Source organism: Vibrio tapetis subsp. quintayensis (assembly GCF_030409945.1).
Taxonomy (GTDB): domain Bacteria; phylum Pseudomonadota; class Gammaproteobacteria; order Enterobacterales; family Vibrionaceae; genus Vibrio; species Vibrio quintayensis.
Genome location: NZ_JAUFQV010000028.1, coordinates 1 through 21,801 on the forward strand (window position 1 = coordinate 1; position 21,801 = coordinate 21,801).

General features: G+C 45.4%; 20 protein-coding genes. 18 read left to right on the plus strand and 2 right to left on the minus strand.

All coding sequences use genetic code 11. From position 1 onward, the window contains the following. The first annotated feature begins 263 nt into the window (after window positions 1-263). Window positions 264-1,337: a lactonase family protein gene (locus tag QWZ04_RS13430; protein WP_290328793.1), complete on the plus strand. Its 1,074-nt coding sequence runs from the start codon at window positions 264-266 to the stop codon at window positions 1,335-1,337. A 74-nt stretch (window positions 1,338-1,411) separates the two neighbouring features. Here QWZ04_RS13430 and QWZ04_RS13435 read toward each other — a convergent pair whose 3' ends face one another. Then, a complete protein-coding gene (locus QWZ04_RS13435) occupies window positions 1,412-2,569 on the minus strand; it encodes a 2-octaprenyl-3-methyl-6-methoxy-1,4-benzoquinol hydroxylase (RefSeq protein WP_290328794.1) in 1,158 nt (385 codons plus the stop codon). 261 nt (window positions 2,570-2,830) lie between these two features. Between QWZ04_RS13435 and miaB the strand changes: the two genes are divergently transcribed. From miaB to lnt, 5 genes are all read left to right on the plus strand, one after another. After that, window positions 2,831-4,255: a tRNA (N6-isopentenyl adenosine(37)-C2)-methylthiotransferase MiaB gene (miaB, locus tag QWZ04_RS13440; protein ID WP_290328795.1), complete on the plus strand. Its 1,425-nt coding sequence runs from the start codon at window positions 2,831-2,833 to the stop codon at window positions 4,253-4,255. Window positions 4,256-4,402: 147 nt separating this feature from the next. Continuing rightward, entirely contained in the window at window positions 4,403-5,491 is a 1,089-nt protein-coding gene (locus QWZ04_RS13445) for a PhoH family protein (RefSeq protein ID WP_290328796.1), read from the plus strand. After that, window positions 5,492-5,956 (plus strand): rRNA maturation RNase YbeY, encoded by a 465-nt coding sequence (gene ybeY / locus QWZ04_RS13450; protein WP_290328797.1) that lies wholly within the window; start codon window positions 5,492-5,494, stop codon window positions 5,954-5,956. Window positions 5,957-6,029: 73 nt separating this feature from the next. Next, window positions 6,030-6,920 (plus strand): CNNM family magnesium/cobalt transport protein CorC, encoded by an 891-nt coding sequence (gene corC / locus QWZ04_RS13455; protein ID WP_290328798.1) that lies wholly within the window; start codon window positions 6,030-6,032, stop codon window positions 6,918-6,920. Between the two features lie 61 nt (window positions 6,921-6,981). Beyond that, window positions 6,982-8,511, plus strand: coding sequence for an apolipoprotein N-acyltransferase (lnt, locus tag QWZ04_RS13460; protein WP_290328799.1), 1,530 nt, complete (start codon window positions 6,982-6,984; stop codon window positions 8,509-8,511). 123 nt (window positions 8,512-8,634) lie between these two features. Here the strand turns inward: lnt and QWZ04_RS13465 are convergent, their stop codons facing one another. Then, on the minus strand, window positions 8,635-9,108 hold the full coding sequence (locus QWZ04_RS13465; protein ID WP_290328800.1) for a zinc ribbon-containing protein: 474 nt from the start codon (window positions 9,106-9,108) through the stop codon (window positions 8,635-8,637). 116 nt (window positions 9,109-9,224) lie between these two features. On the opposite strand from QWZ04_RS13465, the gene leuS reads away from it, so the two are divergent. The 12 genes from leuS (at window position 9,225) to lipA (ending at window position 21,777) form a co-directional block, all read left to right on the plus strand. Beyond that, a complete protein-coding gene (leuS, locus tag QWZ04_RS13470; protein WP_290328801.1) occupies window positions 9,225-11,801 on the plus strand; it encodes a leucine--tRNA ligase in 2,577 nt (858 codons plus the stop codon). Between the two features lie 151 nt (window positions 11,802-11,952). After that, entirely contained in the window at window positions 11,953-12,528 is a 576-nt protein-coding gene (locus QWZ04_RS13475) for an LPS-assembly lipoprotein LptE (protein ID WP_290328802.1), read from the plus strand. Window positions 12,529-12,533: 5 nt separating this feature from the next. Beyond that, complete coding sequence (gene holA / locus QWZ04_RS13480; protein ID WP_290328803.1) at window positions 12,534-13,550, plus strand: DNA polymerase III subunit delta; 1,017 nt, start codon at window positions 12,534-12,536, stop codon at window positions 13,548-13,550. Between the two features lie 59 nt (window positions 13,551-13,609). Further along, window positions 13,610-13,927: a ribosome silencing factor gene (gene rsfS, locus QWZ04_RS13485; protein WP_290328804.1), complete on the plus strand. Its 318-nt coding sequence runs from the start codon at window positions 13,610-13,612 to the stop codon at window positions 13,925-13,927. A gap of 4 nt (window positions 13,928-13,931) precedes the next feature. Then, complete coding sequence (rlmH, locus tag QWZ04_RS13490) at window positions 13,932-14,402, plus strand: 23S rRNA (pseudouridine(1915)-N(3))-methyltransferase RlmH (RefSeq protein ID WP_290328805.1); 471 nt, start codon at window positions 13,932-13,934, stop codon at window positions 14,400-14,402. Window positions 14,403-14,408: 6 nt separating this feature from the next. Then, entirely contained in the window at window positions 14,409-16,298 is a 1,890-nt protein-coding gene (mrdA, locus tag QWZ04_RS13495) for a penicillin-binding protein 2 (protein WP_290328806.1), read from the plus strand. Further along, complete coding sequence (gene rodA, locus QWZ04_RS13500) at window positions 16,295-17,413, plus strand: rod shape-determining protein RodA (RefSeq protein ID WP_290328807.1); 1,119 nt, start codon at window positions 16,295-16,297, stop codon at window positions 17,411-17,413. The genes mrdA and rodA overlap by 4 nt, the downstream gene beginning before the upstream one ends. 4 nt (window positions 17,414-17,417) lie before the next feature. Then, window positions 17,418-18,206: a septal ring lytic transglycosylase RlpA family protein gene (locus QWZ04_RS13505; RefSeq protein WP_290328808.1), complete on the plus strand. Its 789-nt coding sequence runs from the start codon at window positions 17,418-17,420 to the stop codon at window positions 18,204-18,206. Window positions 18,207-18,320: 114 nt separating this feature from the next. Continuing rightward, window positions 18,321-19,499 carry a serine hydrolase gene (locus QWZ04_RS13510; RefSeq protein ID WP_290328809.1) on the plus strand — a complete coding sequence of 393 codons (1,179 nt, stop codon included), beginning with the start codon at window positions 18,321-18,323 and terminating at the stop codon, window positions 19,497-19,499. A 120-nt stretch (window positions 19,500-19,619) separates the two neighbouring features. Then, complete coding sequence (gene ybeD / locus QWZ04_RS13515) at window positions 19,620-19,895, plus strand: DUF493 family protein YbeD (RefSeq protein ID WP_290328810.1); 276 nt, start codon at window positions 19,620-19,622, stop codon at window positions 19,893-19,895. A 260-nt stretch (window positions 19,896-20,155) separates the two neighbouring features. Then, entirely contained in the window at window positions 20,156-20,815 is a 660-nt protein-coding gene (lipB, locus tag QWZ04_RS13520) for a lipoyl(octanoyl) transferase LipB (protein ID WP_290328811.1), read from the plus strand. Continuing rightward, complete coding sequence (lipA, locus tag QWZ04_RS13525; RefSeq protein WP_290328812.1) at window positions 20,812-21,777, plus strand: lipoyl synthase; 966 nt, start codon at window positions 20,812-20,814, stop codon at window positions 21,775-21,777. Before lipB ends, lipA begins: the two co-directional genes overlap by 4 nt. Window positions 21,778-21,801: the final 24 nt, after the last annotated feature.

The window sequence follows — 21,801 nt, forward strand, 5'->3', positions numbered from 1 at the left end:
CAGATTTAGGTTCTGGCGCCGCAAGGTGTGAGAGTTCAAGTCTCTCCGACCGCACCATTATTTCTCTTGAGATATAGAGACGAAAGAAACCCAGTATTTTTATACTGGGTTTTCTTTTACCTGAATTTTATCAAATGATTGCTAATGCATACATTCTGCTTAAATTTGCAGCCCATATCACTAATATTATCCAATCTCCCCCTCTTCAAGTTCATTCGTTTATTACACAATAACAGTCACTTATTTTTTTGACTGTGGATCTCATGAATAGACTACCTGTTTTAGTTGGTTGCTATACCGACAACAATACAAGCCAAGGGTTATACCGATTTCAACTGAATGTGATCACAGGTGAAATGACTGATCTGACACTTTATGTTGAAGCGACCAACCCATCATTCACTTGTTCTACGAGCCATGGTTGCTACCTAAGTAGTGAGGTTCAAGCATCTGATTCACCATCATTGCGATTCGTTCCTCACTCAGAGTCTGATATTCCGGTACCTAAGAATCAGCGACCTAACGCAGTTATCTCTGGAAATCACCCTTGCCATATCACCATTAGCCCCGATCAGCGACTCGCGATCACCTCTCAATATTCATCGGGTAGCTTTAATATTTTTACACTCCACCAATCCGGACACGTAGAAGCATCAGTGGTGACATTGCAGCATCATGGTTCTGGACCAAACAAAGAACGGCAAACTCAAGCTCATGCGCATCAAGCTGTATTTTTGAAACATTCTCACCAGTTCGCGACCGTTGACCTTGGTTCTGATGAAATTTGTTTATACCAGTACTCCGAATCTCAGCCATTCGATAAAACATCAGTAATATGCACACATAAAATCAACGCACCAGCAGGAAGTGGCCCAAGGCATCTCGTATTTAGTCACAATGAAGATTATTGCTATGTAGTGTGTGAATTGAGTGAAACAGTATTGGTACTGGAGCGAGAAATCAACGTGGCGCAAGAAGTGAGTTGGAAGGTAATTCAACAGGTAGATATTTTGCCTGAAGAAGAAAAAGGCGAAGCAGCGGCGGCAATTAAGCTATCTCCTGATGGACAGTTCATTTATGTCTCTGGTCGGCATCAATCAAAAATAAGCTGGTTCTCTATTGATGCGCAAACCAGGACACTCACTTATGTCGATAGCATACCCACTCATGGTCATTTCCCACGTGACTTCAGTATTACACCAGATGGTCAGTGGTTAATTGCGGCTAATCAGCACTCAAATAACATCATCAGTTACGCTCGCGATCTAGAGTCTGGCAAGTTAAACGCCACTGGCTTCGAACTTAAGATAGACGCCCCAGTTTGCGTCGCGCTGTAATTAATCCGTGGGTATAAAAAAGGAGAGCTATCATTGCTCTCCTTTTCCAAGTCGTCTGCTTATCTTGAGTGTTGTTACAAACCTAATGCGTACTTCAAAACCTTTTGTTTCACAGGGCCCGTTTGATCAGCCAACTTTAAAATAGCGTTTCGTGCGAATTTAAGAGGTGCCAAGTCGTTACTAAACCCTTTATAAAAAACGTCCATCCCTGATTGCATGATCAAATTGTCGCAACGACGCGTACGTTGGTATTGGCTCATCGCTTGAGCCGTTAGCCCTTTATCTTCTACTGCCATCAATAGCGCAGCCACGTCTTTAAAACCAAGGTTCACACCCTGCCCAGCTAGCGGGTTAATCGTGTGCGCCGCATCACCAACTAAAACACACCGTTGTGCCACATAGGTCTGTGCATGACGACGAGTGAGAGGAAACGCGCCAGCTTGAAGCACCTCTATATCACCCAATTCTTGAGGAAAGTGTTTGAGGATCTCGTCACGAAGTTTTTCGGGTGCTAAATTGACCAACTGGCGAATTCGATTTGGACTGTCATACCATACCAGCGATCCTTGATGACCACACAAAGGTAGAAACGAACGAGGCCCGGTTGGAGTGAATTGCTGCCAAGTAATGTCTTGTTGTGCCAATTCGGTTTTAACATTCACCAACATACAATGTTGACGATAATCCCAAGCGGTCACACCAATACCGGCTAGTTCACGAACTTTCGAATTCGCACCATCAGCTCCCAGCACCCATTGGGCATCAATACTCTGCCCAGAACTTAAATGCAGTGTGTTACTTTCAACGGTGAAATCCATTGATGTCATCGAATCCGGGCAAAAAGTCACCAAATTTGAGTAGTTAGAAAACTCTTGCCATAAACCCAACTGAATCAAGCGGTTTTCTACTATGAAGCCCAATTGGTCAAGTTGCAGTGAATCAGCACTAAAGCGGGTGCGGCATTCAGGATGCTCCCACGTTTCTAACCGGCGATATGGACACACCCGCATTCCTTTTGTATGAGACCAGCTATTCAGTTGATTCAGTAAATCAACCGAAGTTTGAGAAATAGCAGACACTCGGATATCCATCGCTTGTTCGGCCGAGAAATCACTTGGAGCAAAGCCTTCAATGAGTGCGACCTGCTTGCCTTGCTTAGCAAAGCCAACAGCCAACGCTGCACCGACCATACCGCCACCAACAATGGCGACCTCAAACTGCTGATTATCCATACTTCCACAACCTTGATTACTCGACTGTTTTTCATTGTACTCACTCCACCTCTATTTGCGAATAAAAATACCTTAACGCCTTTTGGGGTCAGTCAACGCGGCTGCGCCATAATCTTTGAAGCACCGCAACATGAGAAGATTCATCGGATCGCTAGTCAGGCGGTTTCTAAACCAGTACAATACGCCGCTTGCCGCCACTTGGCGGAGATACACTGGGCGATTTGCTCCCTTAAATTAAACTAACGACCGAGCGAACATAAAATGAGTAAGAAACTGCTAATTAAAACTTGGGGCTGCCAGATGAACGAATACGATTCGTCAAAAATGGCTGACCTGCTAAATGCTGCAAATGGCTACGAGCTAACTGAAGTACCTGAGGAAGCAGACGTACTACTCTTGAATACGTGTTCAATCCGCGAAAAAGCACAAGAAAAAGTATTCCACCAGCTTGGTCGTTGGAAAAGACTGAAAGACAAAAAACCTGGCGTTGTGATTGGCGTCGGCGGCTGTGTTGCAACTCAAGAAGGCGACCATATCCGTAAACGCGCACCATTTGTTGACGTGATCTTTGGCCCACAAACACTGCACCGTTTGCCACAGATGATCAAATCATCAAGCGACAACGAAGCGCCGGTTATGGATATCTCTTTCCCTGAAATCGAGAAATTCGATAACTTACCAGAACCTCGTGCAGAGGGAGCAACCGCATTTGTTTCAATCATGGAAGGTTGCTCTAAGTACTGCACATACTGTGTAGTACCTTATACTCGTGGTGAAGAAGTAAGCCGTCCAATGGATGACGTATTATTCGAAGTGGCTCAACTTGCAGAGCAAGGCGTGCGTGAAGTGAACCTACTCGGTCAAAACGTAAATGCCTTCCGCGGCCCAACTCACGATGGCGACATTTGTAGTTTTGCTGAGTTATTGCGCATGGTAGCTTCTATCGATGGTATTGACCGTATTCGCTTTACCACCAGTCACCCACTAGAGTTCACTGACGACATCATTGAAGTGTACGAAGACACGCCTGAACTAGTAAGCTTCTTACACTTACCAGTACAGTCTGGTTCTGACCGCATTCTAACGATGATGAAACGTCCACACACTGCGATCGAATACAAATCTATCATTCGTAAGCTTCGTAAAGCGCGACCAGACATTCAGATCAGTTCAGATTTCATTGTTGCCTTCCCAGGTGAAAGCGACAAAGATTTCCAAGACACAATGAAGCTGATTAAAGAAGTGGATTTTGATATGAGCTTTAGCTTCGTATTCTCTCCTCGCCCAGGTACGCCTGCAGCCGATTACCCATGTGATTTAAGCGAGCAAACCAAGAAAGAGCGTTTATACGAACTTCAACAGCAAGTGAACAGCCAAGCAATGCGCTTCTCTCGCTTAATGCTAGGTACAGAACAGCGCGTATTGGTTGAAGGCCCTTCGAAAAAGAACCTAATGGAATTGCGTGCCCGTACCGAAAATAACCGCGTTGTTAACTTTGAAGGCTCTGCGGATCTTATTGGCCAATTCGTTGATGTGAAAATCGTCGACGTATTTACTAACTCATTGCGTGGCGAGCTTATCCGCACAGAGAAAGACATGGATCTACGTAGTGTCATGTCACCAACACAAATGATGGCAAAAACTCGCAGAGAAGATGAGCTAGGTGTTGCAACTTTCACGCCTTAGTGTCTAAATAAAGACTAATATTAAAGAGCCCGGTTTTTAATCGGGCTCTTTTGAATCCGAACACTAACAGCAACCGGAATGCATTCATGTTACCTCGACGTTGTAACGCATCGATTCCGTGCTGGTTTGCCAATAAGTGAGGCTACATTGAGCAATAAAATCATTACTTTAGAAATCGATTTAGAACCTTCCGATAACCAGCGTCTTGCAAGTTTATGCGGCCCATTTGATGACAACATTAAACAAATTGAACGCCGTCTAGGTGTCGAAATAAATCATCGCAGCAATGCATTCTCTATCGTGGGTCAGCCACATACATCAGCAGCGGCTCTCGAAATATTAAAGACGCTCTATGTCAACACAGCGCCTGTACGTGGCAACATTCCAGACATTGAGCCGGAAGATATTCATTTAGCTATTAAAGAAACCGGCGCACTTGAACAAATCACAAGTCACGATTTCCAGCCAGGTAAAGAAGTCTTCGTTCGTACCAAAAAAGGCATTATTAAGCCTCGTACACCGAACCAAAGCCAATACCTGGTTAATATGGTTACGCACGACATTAGCTTCGGTATTGGGCCGGCTGGTACAGGTAAAACCTACCTAGCGGTTGCAGCAGCGGTAGACGCACTAGAGCGCCAAGAGATTCGCCGTATTTTGCTTACGCGACCAGCGGTTGAAGCCGGTGAGAAATTAGGTTTTCTGCCGGGTGATTTGAGCCAAAAAGTAGACCCATACTTACGCCCTCTTTACGATGCATTGTTTGAAATGCTTGGCTTTGAGCGTGTAGAAAAACTCATTGAGCGCAACGTCATCGAAGTCGCACCGCTTGCGTACATGCGTGGACGCACACTCAACGATGCTTTTATCATTTTAGATGAAAGCCAAAATACTACCGTTGAGCAAATGAAAATGTTCCTGACGCGTATCGGCTTTAACTCGCGTGCGGTGATCACAGGTGATGTCACCCAAATCGACTTACCTCGTGGTGCTAAATCAGGCCTAAGACACGCGATTGAAGTGTTAAGCGATGTAGATGAAATCAGCTTTAACTTCTTCCAAGCCGACGACGTTGTGCGCCACCCCGTCGTAGCTCGCATTGTTACTGCGTATGAAAAATGGGAAGCAAAAGACTCCAAAGAACGTAAAGAGCGCGAACGTCAACGTCGTGAAGAATACGCCCCAAAACAAGTTGAAACTACACAACCAAGCACAACTACACCAGGTAACGAATAAATGACTATCGAACTTGATCTGCAACTTGCTGTCGAAAGTGAAAGTGGCTTGCCAAGTGAGCAAGACTTTCAACAATGGTTAACAAAAGCGGTCAGCTTGTTTCAGGCGCAAGCCGAAGTCACCATTCGCATTGTTGATGTAAAAGAAAGCCACCAGCTAAACCATGAGTACCGTGGAAAAGACAAACCAACCAATGTGTTGTCTTTTCCTTTTGAGGCACCTCCCGGGATGGAAATCGATCTATTAGGCGATCTCATCATTTGCCGTCAAGTTGTCGAAAGTGAAGCAAAAGAGCAGAATAAAACCCTGCAATCACATTGGGCGCATATGGTTGTACATGGCAGCTTGCATCTGTTAGGTTATGATCATATTGATGACGAAGAAGCCGACGAAATGGAAGCTCTCGAAACAGAAATTATGCAATCTATGGGCTTCGAAGACCCATACATCGCAGAAAAACAATAGTAGCCAGCTTTAGCCTTTAGCCTACTATAAAGTGTGCTATCACACATTTGATAGCGATAACGACAGAGAACTAATGAACGCCGATAATCAACCTCCTCCTTCGGAAGGAAAAACTGAAGGTCCGAGTAGAAAGTCCTTCTTTGAACGCCTAGGTCAAATTTTTCAAGGTGATCCAAAAGATCGCCAAGAGCTTGTAGATGTCATCCGTGACTCTGAAGTAAATGACCTGATAGACCACGACACTCGAGACATGCTCGAAGGAGTCATGGAAATATCAGAGATGCGTGTACGTGACATCATGTTGCCACGCTCTCAAATGGTCACCGTTGAACGAACCGATGATTTAGATGCACTGGTTGCACTTCTCACCGACGCTCAACACTCTCGCTACCCAGTAATTAGCGAAGATAAAGACCATGTAGAAGGCATTCTATTAGCGAAGGACCTACTTAAATACTTAGGATCAGACAGCGCCGATTTTGATATCGAGCAAGTTATCCGCCAAGCCGTCGTCGTACCTGAAAGTAAGCGAGTCGATCGCCTACTGAAAGAGTTTCGCGAAGAACGTTACCACATGGCCATCGTCGTCGATGAGTTTGGTGGCGTTTCAGGCCTTGTGACCATTGAAGATATCCTTGAAGAAATTGTTGGGGAAATTGAAGATGAGTTTGATGACGAAGAAGAAGTCGACATTCGCAAACTGAGTAAGCACACATTTGCCGTCAAAGCCCTGACGACGATTGAAGAGTTTAACGACACCTTCGGTACCAACTTCAGCGACAACGAAGTGGATACAGTGGGGGGGATGGTAATGACCAGCTTTGGCCACTTGCCATCTCGCGGTGAAATAGTCGAAATTGACGGCTATAACTTCAAAGTAACCGCAGCTGATAACCGTCGAGTCGTACAACTTCAAGTGACGATTCCAGATAGCCAGCCTCTTCCTGCAACTGAAGAAGAATAAAGTATTCACTCCTAGCGCCACAAACTGCGCTAGGAGCTGAATTAACGAAAAGAATAGACAGATGATACAGAAATGGATTCATCGCCTGTGGCGGCCTTTAGTGGCCGTTTTTATTGGCGCCTCAACTACCCTTGCATTCGCTCCCTATCAGATGTGGCTTTTCGCCATAATTAGCCCAACAGTACTTTTACTGCTATTAAACCAAGTGAAAACCAAACAAGCTTTAGCTATTGGCTATGCATGGGGCTTTGGTCAATTCGCAACTGGGATCAGCTGGGTACACGTCAGTATTGATAACTTTGGTGGCATGCCAAAACCGGTCAGCGTGCTGCTGATGACAGGCTTGGTTGGTTATCTTGCAATTTATCCCGCTCTGTTCGCTGGCGCATTGAATCGCTGGTTCTACAAACCTAATTGGCTAAAGCTACTCATTGGTGCTCCCGTCTTGTGGCTAATATCAGAATGGCTACGTGGCTGGGTAATGACAGGTTTCCCTTGGTTAACATTGGGTTACAGTCAAATAGACAGCCCATTGGCCAGCTTTGCGCCTATTGGCGGGGTTGACCTCATCTCTTACGTGCTGCTGCTCGTAAGTGGCGCCATCAGTATGGCTCTGCTTGAAAGAAAAGTCGCTTACCTCGCGATGCCTGCGGCCTTGTTTGCTCTTTCCGGCGGGCTTCAATCGGTACAATGGGTAAAAGAAGATCCACAAAGTGAAACTTTGGTCGCCTTAATTCAAGGCAATATCGCTCAAGACTTAAAATGGCTACCAAGCCAGCGCTGGCCAACATTGATGCGCTACACCGATCTCAGCCGTGAAAATTGGGATGCCGATATCATCATTTGGCCAGAGGCCGCCATTCCTGCATTCGAACGAGAGCTTCCTTCGTTTTTGCACAACCTCGACTCTGCAGCCAAGATGAATCACACGGCGCTGATCACCGGAGTTGTCACTCAGCCTAAACGAAACCAGTATTACAACAGCATTATATCTTTAGGTAGTAACGAACACGGTGAGTACAACTACGAGACTCAACCTCGCTACAACAAACATCACTTATTGCCTTTTGGTGAGTTCGTGCCATTTGAAGCTATTTTAAGGCCACTGGCTCCTTTCTTTAATTTGCCGATGTCTTCTTTTAGCCGCGGGGACTTTGTTCAAACGAATATTGAAGCAAACGGTCGCCACCTTGCCCCGGCTCTTTGTTATGAAATCATCTTTAACGAACAAGTTAGGCAGAACATTACCGAACAAACAGATTTTATCTTAACGCTGTCTAATGATGCTTGGTTTGGCCGCTCAATAGGCCCACTACAACACATGGAAATTGCTCGCATGCGTGCGTTAGAGTTAGGTAAACCGGTAATCCGTACCACCAACAATGGCGTAACCGCGATCGCCGATTATCAAGGCAAAATCATCAGTGAAGTACCGCAGTTTGAAACCCAAGTATTAAAGACAACCGTAACGTCTACGACTGGCATGACGCCATATAGGCATGTAGGTACATGGCCCTTGTATATTTTGGTTGGGCTAAGTTTGGCTTTAGGCTTTATGATGGCGAGGTTAAAGGCTAAAGACGATGATTAGAATTGTGCTGCCGCTCTAGCATTGATGCCGCTTTTTTAACGACGAAGCGGCCTAGCCCTCTTGCTATAGAGGTCTCGACCGCTTCGTGCCCTCAAGGCGAAGCCCGCCTGATGAGCTATCTATTTATGGTTTCAATGCATGGCGTGTAAACGCGCCGCTACCGCATTTACTGCAAGACTCAATGCTTGTCGGGTGAGTATATCGCGTTTTATGGTTGCACTTATCGCACACTAAATATCCTAAGCCAATGACATCCCCTACTTGATATAGACCTCGGTGTTCTAAATCAAGGAAAAGCTCTTGCCACTCAACTTGGGTCTTGTCTGTGATATCGAGCAAACCTTGCCAAATGGAATCTGACAACATCAAATAAAACGGGCTGTTTTCTTTATCTTGTTGATAGTTATCTGCGAACTCTTTGAGATCAGATTTCACATAGGCAGATATTAGTGCCATTTCGTCTTTGGTCATATCACTGGCCGCAGACACCACTTCCGCCGACGTATCCACTGCCCTTTCTAACTCTTCTGGGCTGTGTTTTAGTGTATCGACGACACCTTCTAGCATCTCTTCGTAACTGGCTTTACGCTTAGGCATTAAACACCTCCGTGCATTGGCTATTGTTGACTGTCTCTCCTTTATGTATTCTATGCTGATCAAAACGAATCTGATCTAACCGATCTCACAAATTCCAAGATAACCGGATATCATCGATGCAAGAGCAATATAACCCGCAAGAAATTGAACAAAAAGTTCAAGAGCACTGGGATAACAACGAAACTTTCGTTGTTACTGAAGACTCAACGAAAGATAAATTTTACTGCCTGTCTATGTTCCCGTACCCAAGTGGTCGACTGCACATGGGTCACGTACGTAACTACACCATCGGTGATGTGGTATCTCGTTTCCAACGTCTGCAAGGCAAAAACGTTATGCAGCCTATCGGTTGGGATGCATTCGGCCTACCCGCTGAAAACGCAGCTGTTAAAAACAACACGGCACCTGCACCGTGGACATATGAAAACATCGAATACATGAAAAACCAGCTTAAGCTATTGGGCTTTGGTTACGATTGGAAACGTGAGTTCGCAACTTGTACACCAGAGTACTACCGTTGGGAGCAAGAATTCTTTACTAAGCTTTACGAAAAAGGCCTAGTGTACAAAAAGACTTCTTCTGTTAACTGGTGCCCGAATGACCAAACTGTACTTGCTAACGAACAAGTAGAAGACGGTTGCTGCTGGCGTTGTGACACTCCTGTTGAACAAAAGAAGATTCCACAGTGGTTTATTAAGATCACAGAATACGCACAAGAGCTGCTAGATGATCTAGACAACCTTGAAGGTTGGCCTGAAATGGTGAAAACCATGCAGCGTAATTGGATTGGTCGCTCAGAAGGTGTTGAGCTGTCTTTTACCGTTAATGGTGAAGAAGCGCCTCTAGAAGTCTACACAACCCGTCCAGACACGCTAATGGGTGTGACATACGTTGGCATCGCAGCTGGTCACCCACTTGCAGAAAAAGCGTCAAAGACAAATCCAGAACTTGCTGCGTTCGTAGACGAATGCCGTAACACCAAAGTTGCTGAGGCAGAACTCGCAACAATGGAAAAGAAAGGCATGGATACTGGCTTAACCGCTATCCACCCGCTTAACGGTCGTGAAGTGCCAATCTTCGTTGCTAACTTCGTATTGATGGATTACGGCACAGGCGCTGTTATGGCCGTTCCTGCACATGACCAACGTGACTACGAGTTCGCAACTAAGTACAAACTAGACATCGTTCCTGTCATCAAACCTGAAGATGGCAGCGAGCTTGACGTTTCTGAAGTGGCTTACACTGAAAAAGGCGTATTGTTTGATTCTGGTGAGTTTGACGGCCTAGCGTTCCAAGACGCATTCGATGCTATCTCAGCTAAATTAGAAGCAGAAGGCAAAGGCAAGAAAACGGTTAACTTCCGTCTACGTGACTGGGGTGTTTCTCGTCAACGTTACTGGGGTGCGCCAATCCCTATGGTAACAACAGCTGATGGTGAAGTTCACCCAGTGCCTGCAGATCAACTACCGGTTATTCTGCCAGAAGACGTCGTAATGGACGGCGTGACTAGCCCTATCAAAGCCGATAAGTCTTGGGCTGAGACCACTTTCAATGGTGAACCAGCACTGCGTGAAACCGATACCTTCGATACCTTTATGGAATCATCTTGGTACTACGCACGTTACTGTTCGCCACAAGCAGACGACATTCTAGACCCTGCTAAAGCAAACTACTGGCTACCTGTTGACCAGTACGTGGGTGGCATCGAGCATGCTTGTATGCACCTATTGTACTCTCGCTTCTTCCACAAATTGCTACGTGATGCAGGCTATGTAACGTCTGACGAACCGTTCAAGCAACTTCTTTGTCAAGGTATGGTACTAGCCGACGCTTTCTACCACACGAACGAGAAAGGCACTAAAGAGTGGGTTGCCCCAACGGACGTAACGATTGAACGCGATGCAAAAGGCCGCATTGAAACCGCCGTTGATGACCAAGGTCGTAACGTTGAGCACTCAGGCATGATCAAAATGTCTAAGTCTAAGAACAACGGTATCGACCCACAAGAAATGGTCGACAAATACGGTGCTGATACCGTGCGTCTATTCATGATGTTTGCTTCTCCTGCCGACATGACACTTGAATGGCAAGAGTCTGGCGTTGAAGGGGCTAACCGCTTCCTAAAACGTGTTTGGAAACTGGTTCACGCACATTCATCAAAAGGCGCTTCTGAAGCCGTTGATGTTGCTGCTCTGTCAGGCAACCAAAAAGCACTTCGCCGTGACGTGCACAAAACCATCGCAAAAGTAACGGATGATATTGGTCGTCGCCAAACATTCAACACCGCTATCGCTGCAATCATGGAATTGATGAACAAACTGGCGAAGGCTCCACAAGAATCAGTGCAAGATCGCGCTATCCTTGATGAGGCACTAAAAGCCGTTGTTCGCATGCTTTACCCAATGACTCCACACATCTCGTACGAAATGTGGATGGCATTAGGCGAATCAGATGTTGATACAGCAACATGGCCAACTTTCGATGAGAAAGCATTGGTTGAAGATGAAAAAACCATCGTTGTTATGATCAATGGTAAATTGCGAGCAAAACTCACCGTTGCCGCTGATGCCACTGAAGAGCAAGTTCGTGAACTTGGCCTTAACGACGAGAACGCGATTAAGTTCTTAGACGGACTAACTATCCGTAAAGTGATCTACGTACCAGGAAAACTTCTGAACATCGTAGCGAACTAGTCACAATAAGCTGAGCCAACTGAAACTAATTCAAGGTTCAGTAATCGAATAAAACAGGGTGAGTAATCACCCTGTTTATTTGGTTTTTATCAGTGCTTTTTTACAGAGCATTTATAAAAGCCTATTTTGCTAATTCCAAGGGAGTTCTTTAGTGAACCGTCTTTTTTCCTCTCCATCTATCCGTTTATTTATCGTCGCATCGATTGCCGTGCTGACGACCGCCTGTGGTTTCAGCTTCCGTGGTACGTACTTACTACCAGACGAAGTGTCTCGCTTGTCTTTCACAAGTTACGATTCGTACAGCGCGTTAACCCGTTACGTGCGTACTGAGCTGCACATGAATGGCGTAGACATGGTTGCCCCGTCTGAAAGCACCCCTAATCTGCACCTAGTTAGCGGCTCTTCGGAAGAGCGTACCCTATCGCTGTATCAAAATAGCCGGGCAGCAGAATATGAATTAACGTACACCGCAGAATTCCGAGTGACGATTCCAAACGTGGGTAGCCAAACGTATTCCACCACCGTTAACCGCAGTTACCTTGATAACCCATTAACCGCCCTAGCAAAATCAGAAGAAAAAGAAATGATTCTGGATGAAATGGAAAAGCTAGCGGCTCGTCAGATCTTGCGTCAAATGGCACGATTAAAAGCAGAGCTCGAAAAAGAAGAGCAACTCATTGACGAAGGTGTCACTCAAAGCACTGAAACAAAATTGGAAGAGTTATAATCGTCATGCGCATTTTTGCTGACAAATTACCAGAACATCTGGAACGACAACTCTTCCCGATTTATATGATCATTGGTAGCGAACCACTGCTTATCCACGAAAGCAGGCAGGCCATTCATCAAAAAGCTCAACAATCAGGCTTTGATGAAAAACACCGCTTCGCATTGGATGCACAACTGGATTGGAACCAAGTCTACGACTGCTGCCAAGCATTAAGCTTGTTCTCCACTCGCCAAATTATCGAGCTTGAAGTGCCAGATTCAGGGCTTCCTGCTGGCGCGGCAAAAGAGTTAACCCAATTAGTGAGTGTTCTGAACCCAGACATACTGTTGATCTTTATTGGCCAGAAAATCACACGTCAGCAAGAGAGCAGTAAGTGGTTTAAGTCCCTTTCGGCTAACGCTGCGATCGTTAACTGCCTAACACCAGACATCAATCGCCTGCCTCAATTTGTTGCGCAGCGTTGCCGAGCTCTTAATTTAGTGGCTGACACGCAAGCAACTCAAATGCTCGCGCAATGGCATGAGGGCAACTTATTAGCGCTCTCGCAAAGCTTAGAAAAACTGGCGCTCATTTATCCCGATGGCCAACTAACATTAGTGCGTGTTGAAGAAGCATTAAGCCGCCATAACCATTTCACCCCATTTCAGTGGGTCGATGCACTACTGGCCGGGCAAAGTAAGCGTGCACAACGAATTCTACGTCAGTTAGAGTCTGAAAGTGTTGAAGCCATCATCATGCTTCGCACCATACAAAAAGAGCTATTACTCTTACTCGAAATACACAGCGAGATGACTCAACAGCCCATCAGCCGTATATTTGAAACTCGACGTATTTGGCAAATCAAACGCCCCTTGTATAACGCGGCGATTGGGCGGCTTCAGCCCGCTAAATTGGCACAACTATTGTCGCTAGTGACCAAAGCTGAAATCGAAAGTAAAACAAGTTACGGCTCCGTTTGGCCATTACTTGCGCAGTTATCGCTTGAGTGTTGCGCACCTGACGCACTCATCCCTAGCTGATCGAAAAAGCGTGCTATACTCCTGCCCGCTTTAAATTGACTAATTTTGAGGAAACTACCTTGCAACTTGAACAACTGAAAGACTTTTTAGCTGACAAAGCTGACGACATGAAAGCAGAAAACATCGTAATGATTGACGTACAAGGCAAATCATCAGTAACGGATTACATGATTGTTTGTACTGGTACTTCAAAGCGCCATGTTGTTTCTATTGCTGATCACGTATCACGCGAAGCGAAAAAAGCAGGTCTAGAGCCTTTAGGCGTTGACGGTGAACAAGAAGGCGAATGGGTTGTTGTTGATCTTGGCTCTACTATGGTTCACGTTATGCAAGATACGCATCGCGAGCTATACCAACTAGAAAAACTGTGGAGCTAATTCGTTGAAGATTCAACTGATCGCTGTTGGCACAAAAATGCCGAAATGGGTGGAAGAAGGCTTTACTGAATATCGCCGTCGCTTCCCTCATGACATGCCTTTAGAACTGATTGAAATCACCGCAGGTAAACGCGGTAAAAACGCAGACATTGCTCGTATCTTGCAAAAAGAAGGCGAAGCTATGTTAGCAGCAGTTCCAAAGGGTAACCGCATTGTCACGCTTGATATTCCTGGAAAGCCTTGGAATACAGAGCAACTTGCCCAGCAATTAGAGAATTGGAAACTCGACGCACGCGATGTGTCGATTCTCATCGGTGGCCCAGAGGGCTTAGCACCAGCATGTAAAGCGGCGGCTGAGCAAAGCTGGTCACTTTCGCCATTAACACTTCCGCATCCGTTGGTGCGTGTTGTTATGGCAGAAAGCTTATACCGTGCGTGGAGCATAACCGCGAACCACCCTTACCACCGAGAATAGAATTCCATGAGACGCATGCGCACCCAAATCCGAGATTACCATGCTGAGTCCGCGCTTTTCTCTCGTCGAGCCATTGTCGCGTTTGTCGGCATTGTAACCTTGATGGGGGTGTTGCTGCTAAATCTCTATAATATTCAGGTTAACCAGTACCAAGACTACAAAACTCGTTCCAATGACAACCGAATTAAAGTGGTGCCTATTGCGCCCAATCGCGGTCTAATTTACGATCGAAATGGCATATTACTGGCCGAAAATCGCCCCATTTTTAGCCTAGAGCTGACACCGGAAAAAATAGACGACATCGACGATACCATCGCTCGACTACAAACATTTCTCGATATATCACCAGCCAGAGTCGACGCTTTTAACAAAGAGCGACGCCGCACCAGGCGATTTAAATCCGTCCCGTTATTGACCCAACTAACAGAGAAGCAAGTTGCTTTATTTGCCGTCAATCAACATGAATTTAAAGGGGTTGAAGTTTCCGCTATTTTGAAGCGAAACTACCCGTTTGGCGCGTCTTTAACCCATGTTATTGGCTACGTTTCTCGCATTAATGATCGAGATTTAAACCGCTTAACACTGGAAGACAAAGCGGCAAATTATCAGGCAACTCGCGATATTGGTAAAATTGGTATTGAACGATTTTATGAAGATGTGCTTCATGGCACGGCTGGCTATCAAGAAGTTGAAGTCAACAGCCGTGGCCGCGTCATCAGAACACTTAAATACGTACCGCCAATACCAGGGCAAGATATCGTTCTGAATTTAGACATCAACTTGCAAGATTTTATCTACGGATTACTTGATGGCCGTCGTGGCTCAGCCATTGTCTTGGACCCATCAGATAATGGCGTACTTGCGATGGTATCTAGTCCAAGCTACAACCCGAACTCATTTGTACATGGTATTTCTGGTAAAGACTACCGAGCACTGCTTGAAAACAAAGACCGCCCGTTGGTTAACCGTTCAACGTTAGGTATTTACCCGCCAGCATCAACCATTAAACCCTTTATGGCGGTGGCGGCATTACAAGAAAAAGTGATCACGACGAACACCACACGTAACGACCCAGGTTATTGGAAAATACCAAATTCAAAAACCAAGCCGTTTCGAGATTGGCTACGTTGGGGGCACGGTAAGGTCGACATCACCAAATCAATTGAAGAATCCGTCGACACTTTCTTCTATCAAATTGCCTATGACATGGGCATTGATCGTATTTCCGAATGGATGATGCTATTTGGCTTCGGCGATTACACCGGCATTGATATTCGAGAAGAAAGTAAAGCCAACATGCCAACTCGCGAATGGAAAATGGGCCGCCATCGCCAACCTTGGTATCAAGGTGACACCATTCCGGTTGGTATCGGCCAAGGCTATTGGACCTCAACACCGATGCAACTTGCGAAAGCCACTTCTGTATTAGTTAACAGAGGTACAGTCATGGCTCCGCACTTATTACGCGCAACGATCGACAAATCTGTTGAACCCTACAATCGAATAATGGCCCCAATTGAAACTTATCCGCCCATTGAAGGGGTTCCAGATAAATACTGGGATATCGCTCTAAACGGCATGAAGCTGGTTAACCATGGCAAGCGCGGTACAGCAAGAAGGGCGTTCTATAAAACCGAATATCTAACCGGAGGAAAATCCGGGACCGCGCAGGTATTCGGCTTAAAAGAAGACCAAGAATATAACGCAGACGAACTCGCAGAGCATTTACGCGACCACGCCCTTTATACCGGCTTTGCTCCATGGGAAGCACCAGAGCTTGTGGTTACTATCGTATTAGAAAATGCTGGCGGAGGTTCATCGCAAGGTGGCCCTGTCGTGCGTAAGATATTTGATCATGTATTGCTCAACAAAAAAGACGGTGATAAAGCACAATGAAATTAAACCCAACGGGTCAGAACCGTAGCTTTTTTGATCGCCTGCACATCGACTTACCTATGTTATTGGGGATTTTACTGTTAATGGCCTTTGGTTTGGTCATTATGTACAGTGCCAGTGGGCAAAGCCTAGCGATGATGGATCGCCAAGCCATGCGTATGGCGCTTTCTTTGGTTGTCATGTTTGTTCTTGCTCAGATCCCGCCTCGAACCTATGAAGCGCTTGCGCCTCTGCTGTTTGTTTCCGGGGCTCTGTTACTGCTTGGCGTACTGTTTTTTGGCGAATCCTCAAAGGGAGCCCAGCGGTGGCTCAACCTTGGATTCATCCGTTTTCAGCCTTCAGAGTTACTCAAGTTGGCCGTACCACTAATGGTGGCTCGTTACATAGGTAAGCAAGCACTACCACCAACGATTCGAACTCTATTTGTTTCTTTGCTTATGGTCTTTATTCCAACCATATTAATTGCAAAACAACCGGATCTTGGCACGTCCATTTTGATTGCTGCTTCTGGTATTTTTGTTATCTTTTTGGCTGGGATCAGTTGGAAAATCATCGGGGCAGCCGCCATTGCGGTTGGCGCTTTTATCCCTGTGCTTTGGTTCTTCTTAATGCGGGAATACCAAAAAGTACGAGTGAAAACCTTGTTTAATCCGGAATCCGACCCTCTTGGTGCTGGCTACCACATTATTCAGAGTAAAATTGCTATCGGTTCTGGTGGCATGTCTGGTAAAGGTTGGCTTCATGGCACTCAATCACAATTAGAGTTTTTGCCCGAACGTCACACTGATTTCATCTTCGCTGTTATCGCTGAAGAATGGGGAATGATCGGCGTTATTGCACTCCTGAGTATTTACTTATTTATTATTGGTCGAGGCCTGATCCTCGCTAGTAAAGCTCAGACAGCCTTCGGCCGCATGATGGCAGGCAGTGTAGTACTGAGTTTCTTTGTCTACATTTTTGTAAATATTGGCATGGTGAGTGGCATCTTACCTGTAGTTGGGGTTCCCCTACCCCTTATTAGTTATGGTGGAACATCAATGGTGACGCTCATGGCAGGTTTTGGCATTTTAATGTCGATTCATACACACAGAAAAATGCTCTCTAAGGCGACCTAATATCATGCTGAAAAAGATTCTACTGCTCGCTTTTGCAACACCTTTAATACTGGCTGGTTGCTCGAGTTCTGATAAAGGCCGCTATAGTATTGATGATGACCTAGCCCCAGCCAAACCGATTGCCGTTGAGCATCTTGAAGATGCGCACCCAAAATACGAACCTATCAGCTTAGGCGGCAACAAAGACTACACCTTACGTGGTGGGTCTTATCAAATAGTAAAACAGCCTAAAGACTTCAAACAACAAGGCATTGCATCTTGGTACGGGAAAAAATTCCATGGCCACTTAACATCTAACGGTGAAGTTTATGACATGTACTCCATGTCGGCAGCACACAAAACATTGCCAATACCAAGCTATGTTAAGGTCACGAACAAAGACAACGACAAAACGACGATAGTAAGAGTCAATGACCGCGGCCCCTTTCATGATGGACGAATCATCGATCTAAGTTACGCTGCAGCGTATAAACTGGACGTCCTAAAAACAGGTACAGCCAACGTAGAAATCGAATACATCACGGTCGAAAAGCCAAGCAATACGCCACTGAATAATACCCATCAGTTTATTATTCAGTTCGCCGCATCAAAAGATGGTGAAAAAGCGCGAACTTTAGCCCAGAAAATGGGTCAAAAACTATCAGTCAAAAGTTTTACCCAGGCAGATAAGTCGGTACACCGAATATTCCTTGGGCCCTTTACTGACGCAGATTTAACAAAAGCGACGTTGATCCAAGTACAATCGGAAGGTTATCCCTCCGCTTTTATTAAACGCTTTAGAGCACAACCTTGACATGGACTGTGACAATAACAATTTCAATTTCGCTCTAACACTCTGACTTAGCCGATTGATTCTGCTAAGATACGGGCAGTTTAGCTTCAAAAATTACATAACGATTATTAAAAAATGAAAAAATCATACTTAAAAACTTTGCTCATTGCCTCAGCAGCTGTAACGGCTAGCTTGGCACCTTACGCACATTCAGCACCAATTGTTGTCCCTGATGCTCCAGAGATTGCAGCAAAGGGTTACGTGTTGATGGATTTCAATTCAGGTAAAATACTTGCCGAAAAAGAAATGAACACGCGTCTTTCTCCTGCAAGTCTGACCAAGATGATGACAAGTTATGTTATCGGCCAAGAACTCGATCGCGGCAACATTGCCCTTAGCGATAAGGTAGTGGTCAGCAAAAATGCATGGGCGAAAAACTTCCCAGATTCATCAAAAATGTTCATCGAAGTGGGTACAACCGTCACTGTTGAAGAACTGAACCGCGGTATCATCATTCAATCGGGCAACGATGCTTGTGTTGCAATGGCCGAGCACGTAGCAGGTTCTGAAGACGCATTCGTTGATCTGATGAACGCTTGGGCTAAGTCTATCGGTATGGATGACAGCCACTTCGCCAACGTACACGGTTTAGATAACAACGAACTTTACTCAACGCCTTACGACATGGCTTTGCTTGGACAAGCACTTATCCGTGACGTACCTGAAGAGTACCGTATCTACGCTGAAAAACAGTTTACCTACAACGGCATCACTCAATACAACCGTAACGGCTTGCTTTGGGATAAAAGCATGAACGTAGATGGCATTAAAACTGGCCACACAAATAACGCAGGTTACAGCCTGGTTAGTTCTGCTACTCAAGGCAAAATGCGCTTAGTTGCAGCGGTTATGGGTACAAAAAATGCGAATGCTCGTAAAGCCGAAAGTAAAAAACTACTGAATTACGGATTCCGCTTTTTTGAAACAGTCTCTCCTCATAAAGCAGGCGAAACGTTCGTAAGCGAGAAAATCTGGATGGGCGCAAGCGACACAGTCGCGCTAGGCGTTGCTGAAGATACATTCGTTACGCTTCCTCGTGGCCAAGCTAAAAACATGAGCGCAAACTTTGTACTGGATACTGAACTGCAAGCTCCGATTAGCCAAGGTGACGTAGTAGGCCGTTTGTTCTACCAAGTTGACGGTGAAGACATCGCTGAATACCCACTTCTAGCACTAGAAAGTGTTGATGAAGGTAGCTTGTTCAGCCGATTGCTAGATTACATCGTTCTACTATTCAAGAGCTGGTTTAACTAAAAATCCGCTGACATAATACTTTAAAAGCCGCCTAGTGCGGCTTTTGTTGTTCTTGAGATCCTGTGCGAATGGCAGTACTATTCCGCACCGAAAATAACCAAATTGGAGCATTCCATCACTATGAACATCAACTCTGATGCAAAACTGAAAGATCTACTTGAGTTCCCTTGTCAGTTTACTTACAAGGTATTGGGCTACGCTAAGCCAGAACTACCAGAGTTGGTTCTTGCGGTTATTCAACGTCACGCTCCGGGTGATTACAGCCCAAGTGTTAAGCCAAGTGGCAAAGGCACTTACAATTCGGTCTCTGTAAGCATTACCGCGACGTCTATTGAACAAGTAGAAACCCTATACAAAGAATTGGGTGAAATCGACATTGTTCGCATGGTGCTTTAATCACTCACACTGATGAGTTAAAAATTAAGTTCCGAAGCAACAATGTTAAAACAGCGACCACGAGTCGCTGTTTTTGTATCTGCACACCACTCAACCACCTTACTTATCCACTCAGTTCCGTTTTCTTTAAAATCTTTCAAACAGTTAGATTGAATTTATTCAAGATGTAACAACTTTGTCCGTTTATTGGTAGTTAGTTGTGCCAAACACGTTTATAATCCTTTTACTTTATATACTCTGAAGCACCTGAGGGTCTATCTTTGTCTAGCGTCCAAGATCAGTTAGTTGTAAAAAAACTCGGTCGACAAGACTATCAGCCAGTATGGCAAGCCATGCACGCGTTTACAGATACTCGAGACGACGAAACCGTTGATCAAGTTTGGTTGGTTGAACACAACCCTGTATTTACTCAAGGACAAGCAGGTAAAGCCGAACACCTTCTCAACACTGGTGATATCCCCGTAGTGCAAAGCGACCGAGGTGGTCAAGTTACTTACCATGGCCCTGGGCAGTTAGTCGCGTATTTCTTAATTAATCTACGCCGTAAGAAAATGGGTGTCCGCGAATTGGTCACTCATATCGAAAATACTGTCATTGGTGCGTTAAACCATTATGATATTGACTCCGCAGCACGACCTGATGCTCCGGGTGTTTACGTTGACGGAAAGAAGATTTGTTCATTGGGATTGCGCATCCGCAAAGGTTGTTCATTTCACGGTCTTGCACTCAACGTAAATATGGATTTATCCCCGTTTCTACGCATTAACCCATGTGGTTATCAAGGAATGGAAATGATTCAAGTCAGCGATTTAGTGAACTCGATAGAGTTAGCTGACATTGAAAAATCATTAGTTCAAGAGCTTGTTTCTATACTTGATTACAAGCAGGTAGACATTCTTACAGAAAGCGAACAATCATGAGCAAACCTATCCAGATGGAAAAAGGCGTCAAATATCGTGACGCTGACAAAATGGCATTAATTCCCGTCAAGAACATGCCAACAGAGCAGAAAGAAGTGTTGCGTAAACCTGACTGGATGAAAATCAAGTTACCGTCAGATAGCCACCGCATTCAAGAAATCAAATCTGCGATGCGTAAGAACAACCTTCACTCTGTATGTGAAGAAGCGTCTTGCCCTAACCTTGCTGAGTGCTTTAACCACGGCACCGCCACGTTCATGATTTTGGGTGCTATCTGCACACGCCGCTGTCCATTCTGTGATGTTGCCCATGGTCGCCCTATGGCTGCAAACGCAGAAGAGCCTAAGCAACTGGCAAAAACCATCGCTGACATGAAATTAAAATACGTGGTGATCACCTCTGTAGACCGTGATGACTTAAGAGATGGCGGTGCAAAACACTTCGCTGACTGTAACCGTGAAATTCGTGAACAGAACCCGAACATCCGCATTGAAACACTCGTCCCCGATTTCCGCGGCCGTATGGACGTTGCATTAGAGTTATTGAAAGATAACCCGCCAGATGTGTTTAACCATAACTTAGAAACCGCACCACGCCTTTACCGTAAAGCGCGCCCGGGCGCGAACTATAAGTGGTCGTTGAACCTACTGAAGAAGTTCAAAGAACAACACCCAGACGTGCCGACTAAGTCAGGCGTTATGATGGGCCTTGGTGAAACCAAAGAAGAAATCGTTCAAGTACTAAAAGACTTACGCGAACATGGCGTGTCTATGTTAACCCTAGGCCAGTACTTAGCGCCGAGCCGCCATCACCTACCTGTAGAACGTTATGTACCGCCATCGGAGTTTGATGAGCTAAAAGAGATTGCCCTAGAGTTAGGCTTTACTCATGCGGCTTGTGGCCCGTTTGTACGTTCGTCTTATCACGCAGATCTTCAAGCGAAAGGCGAAGAAGTTAAGTAACCAATTGATTATAAACGCCCCAAC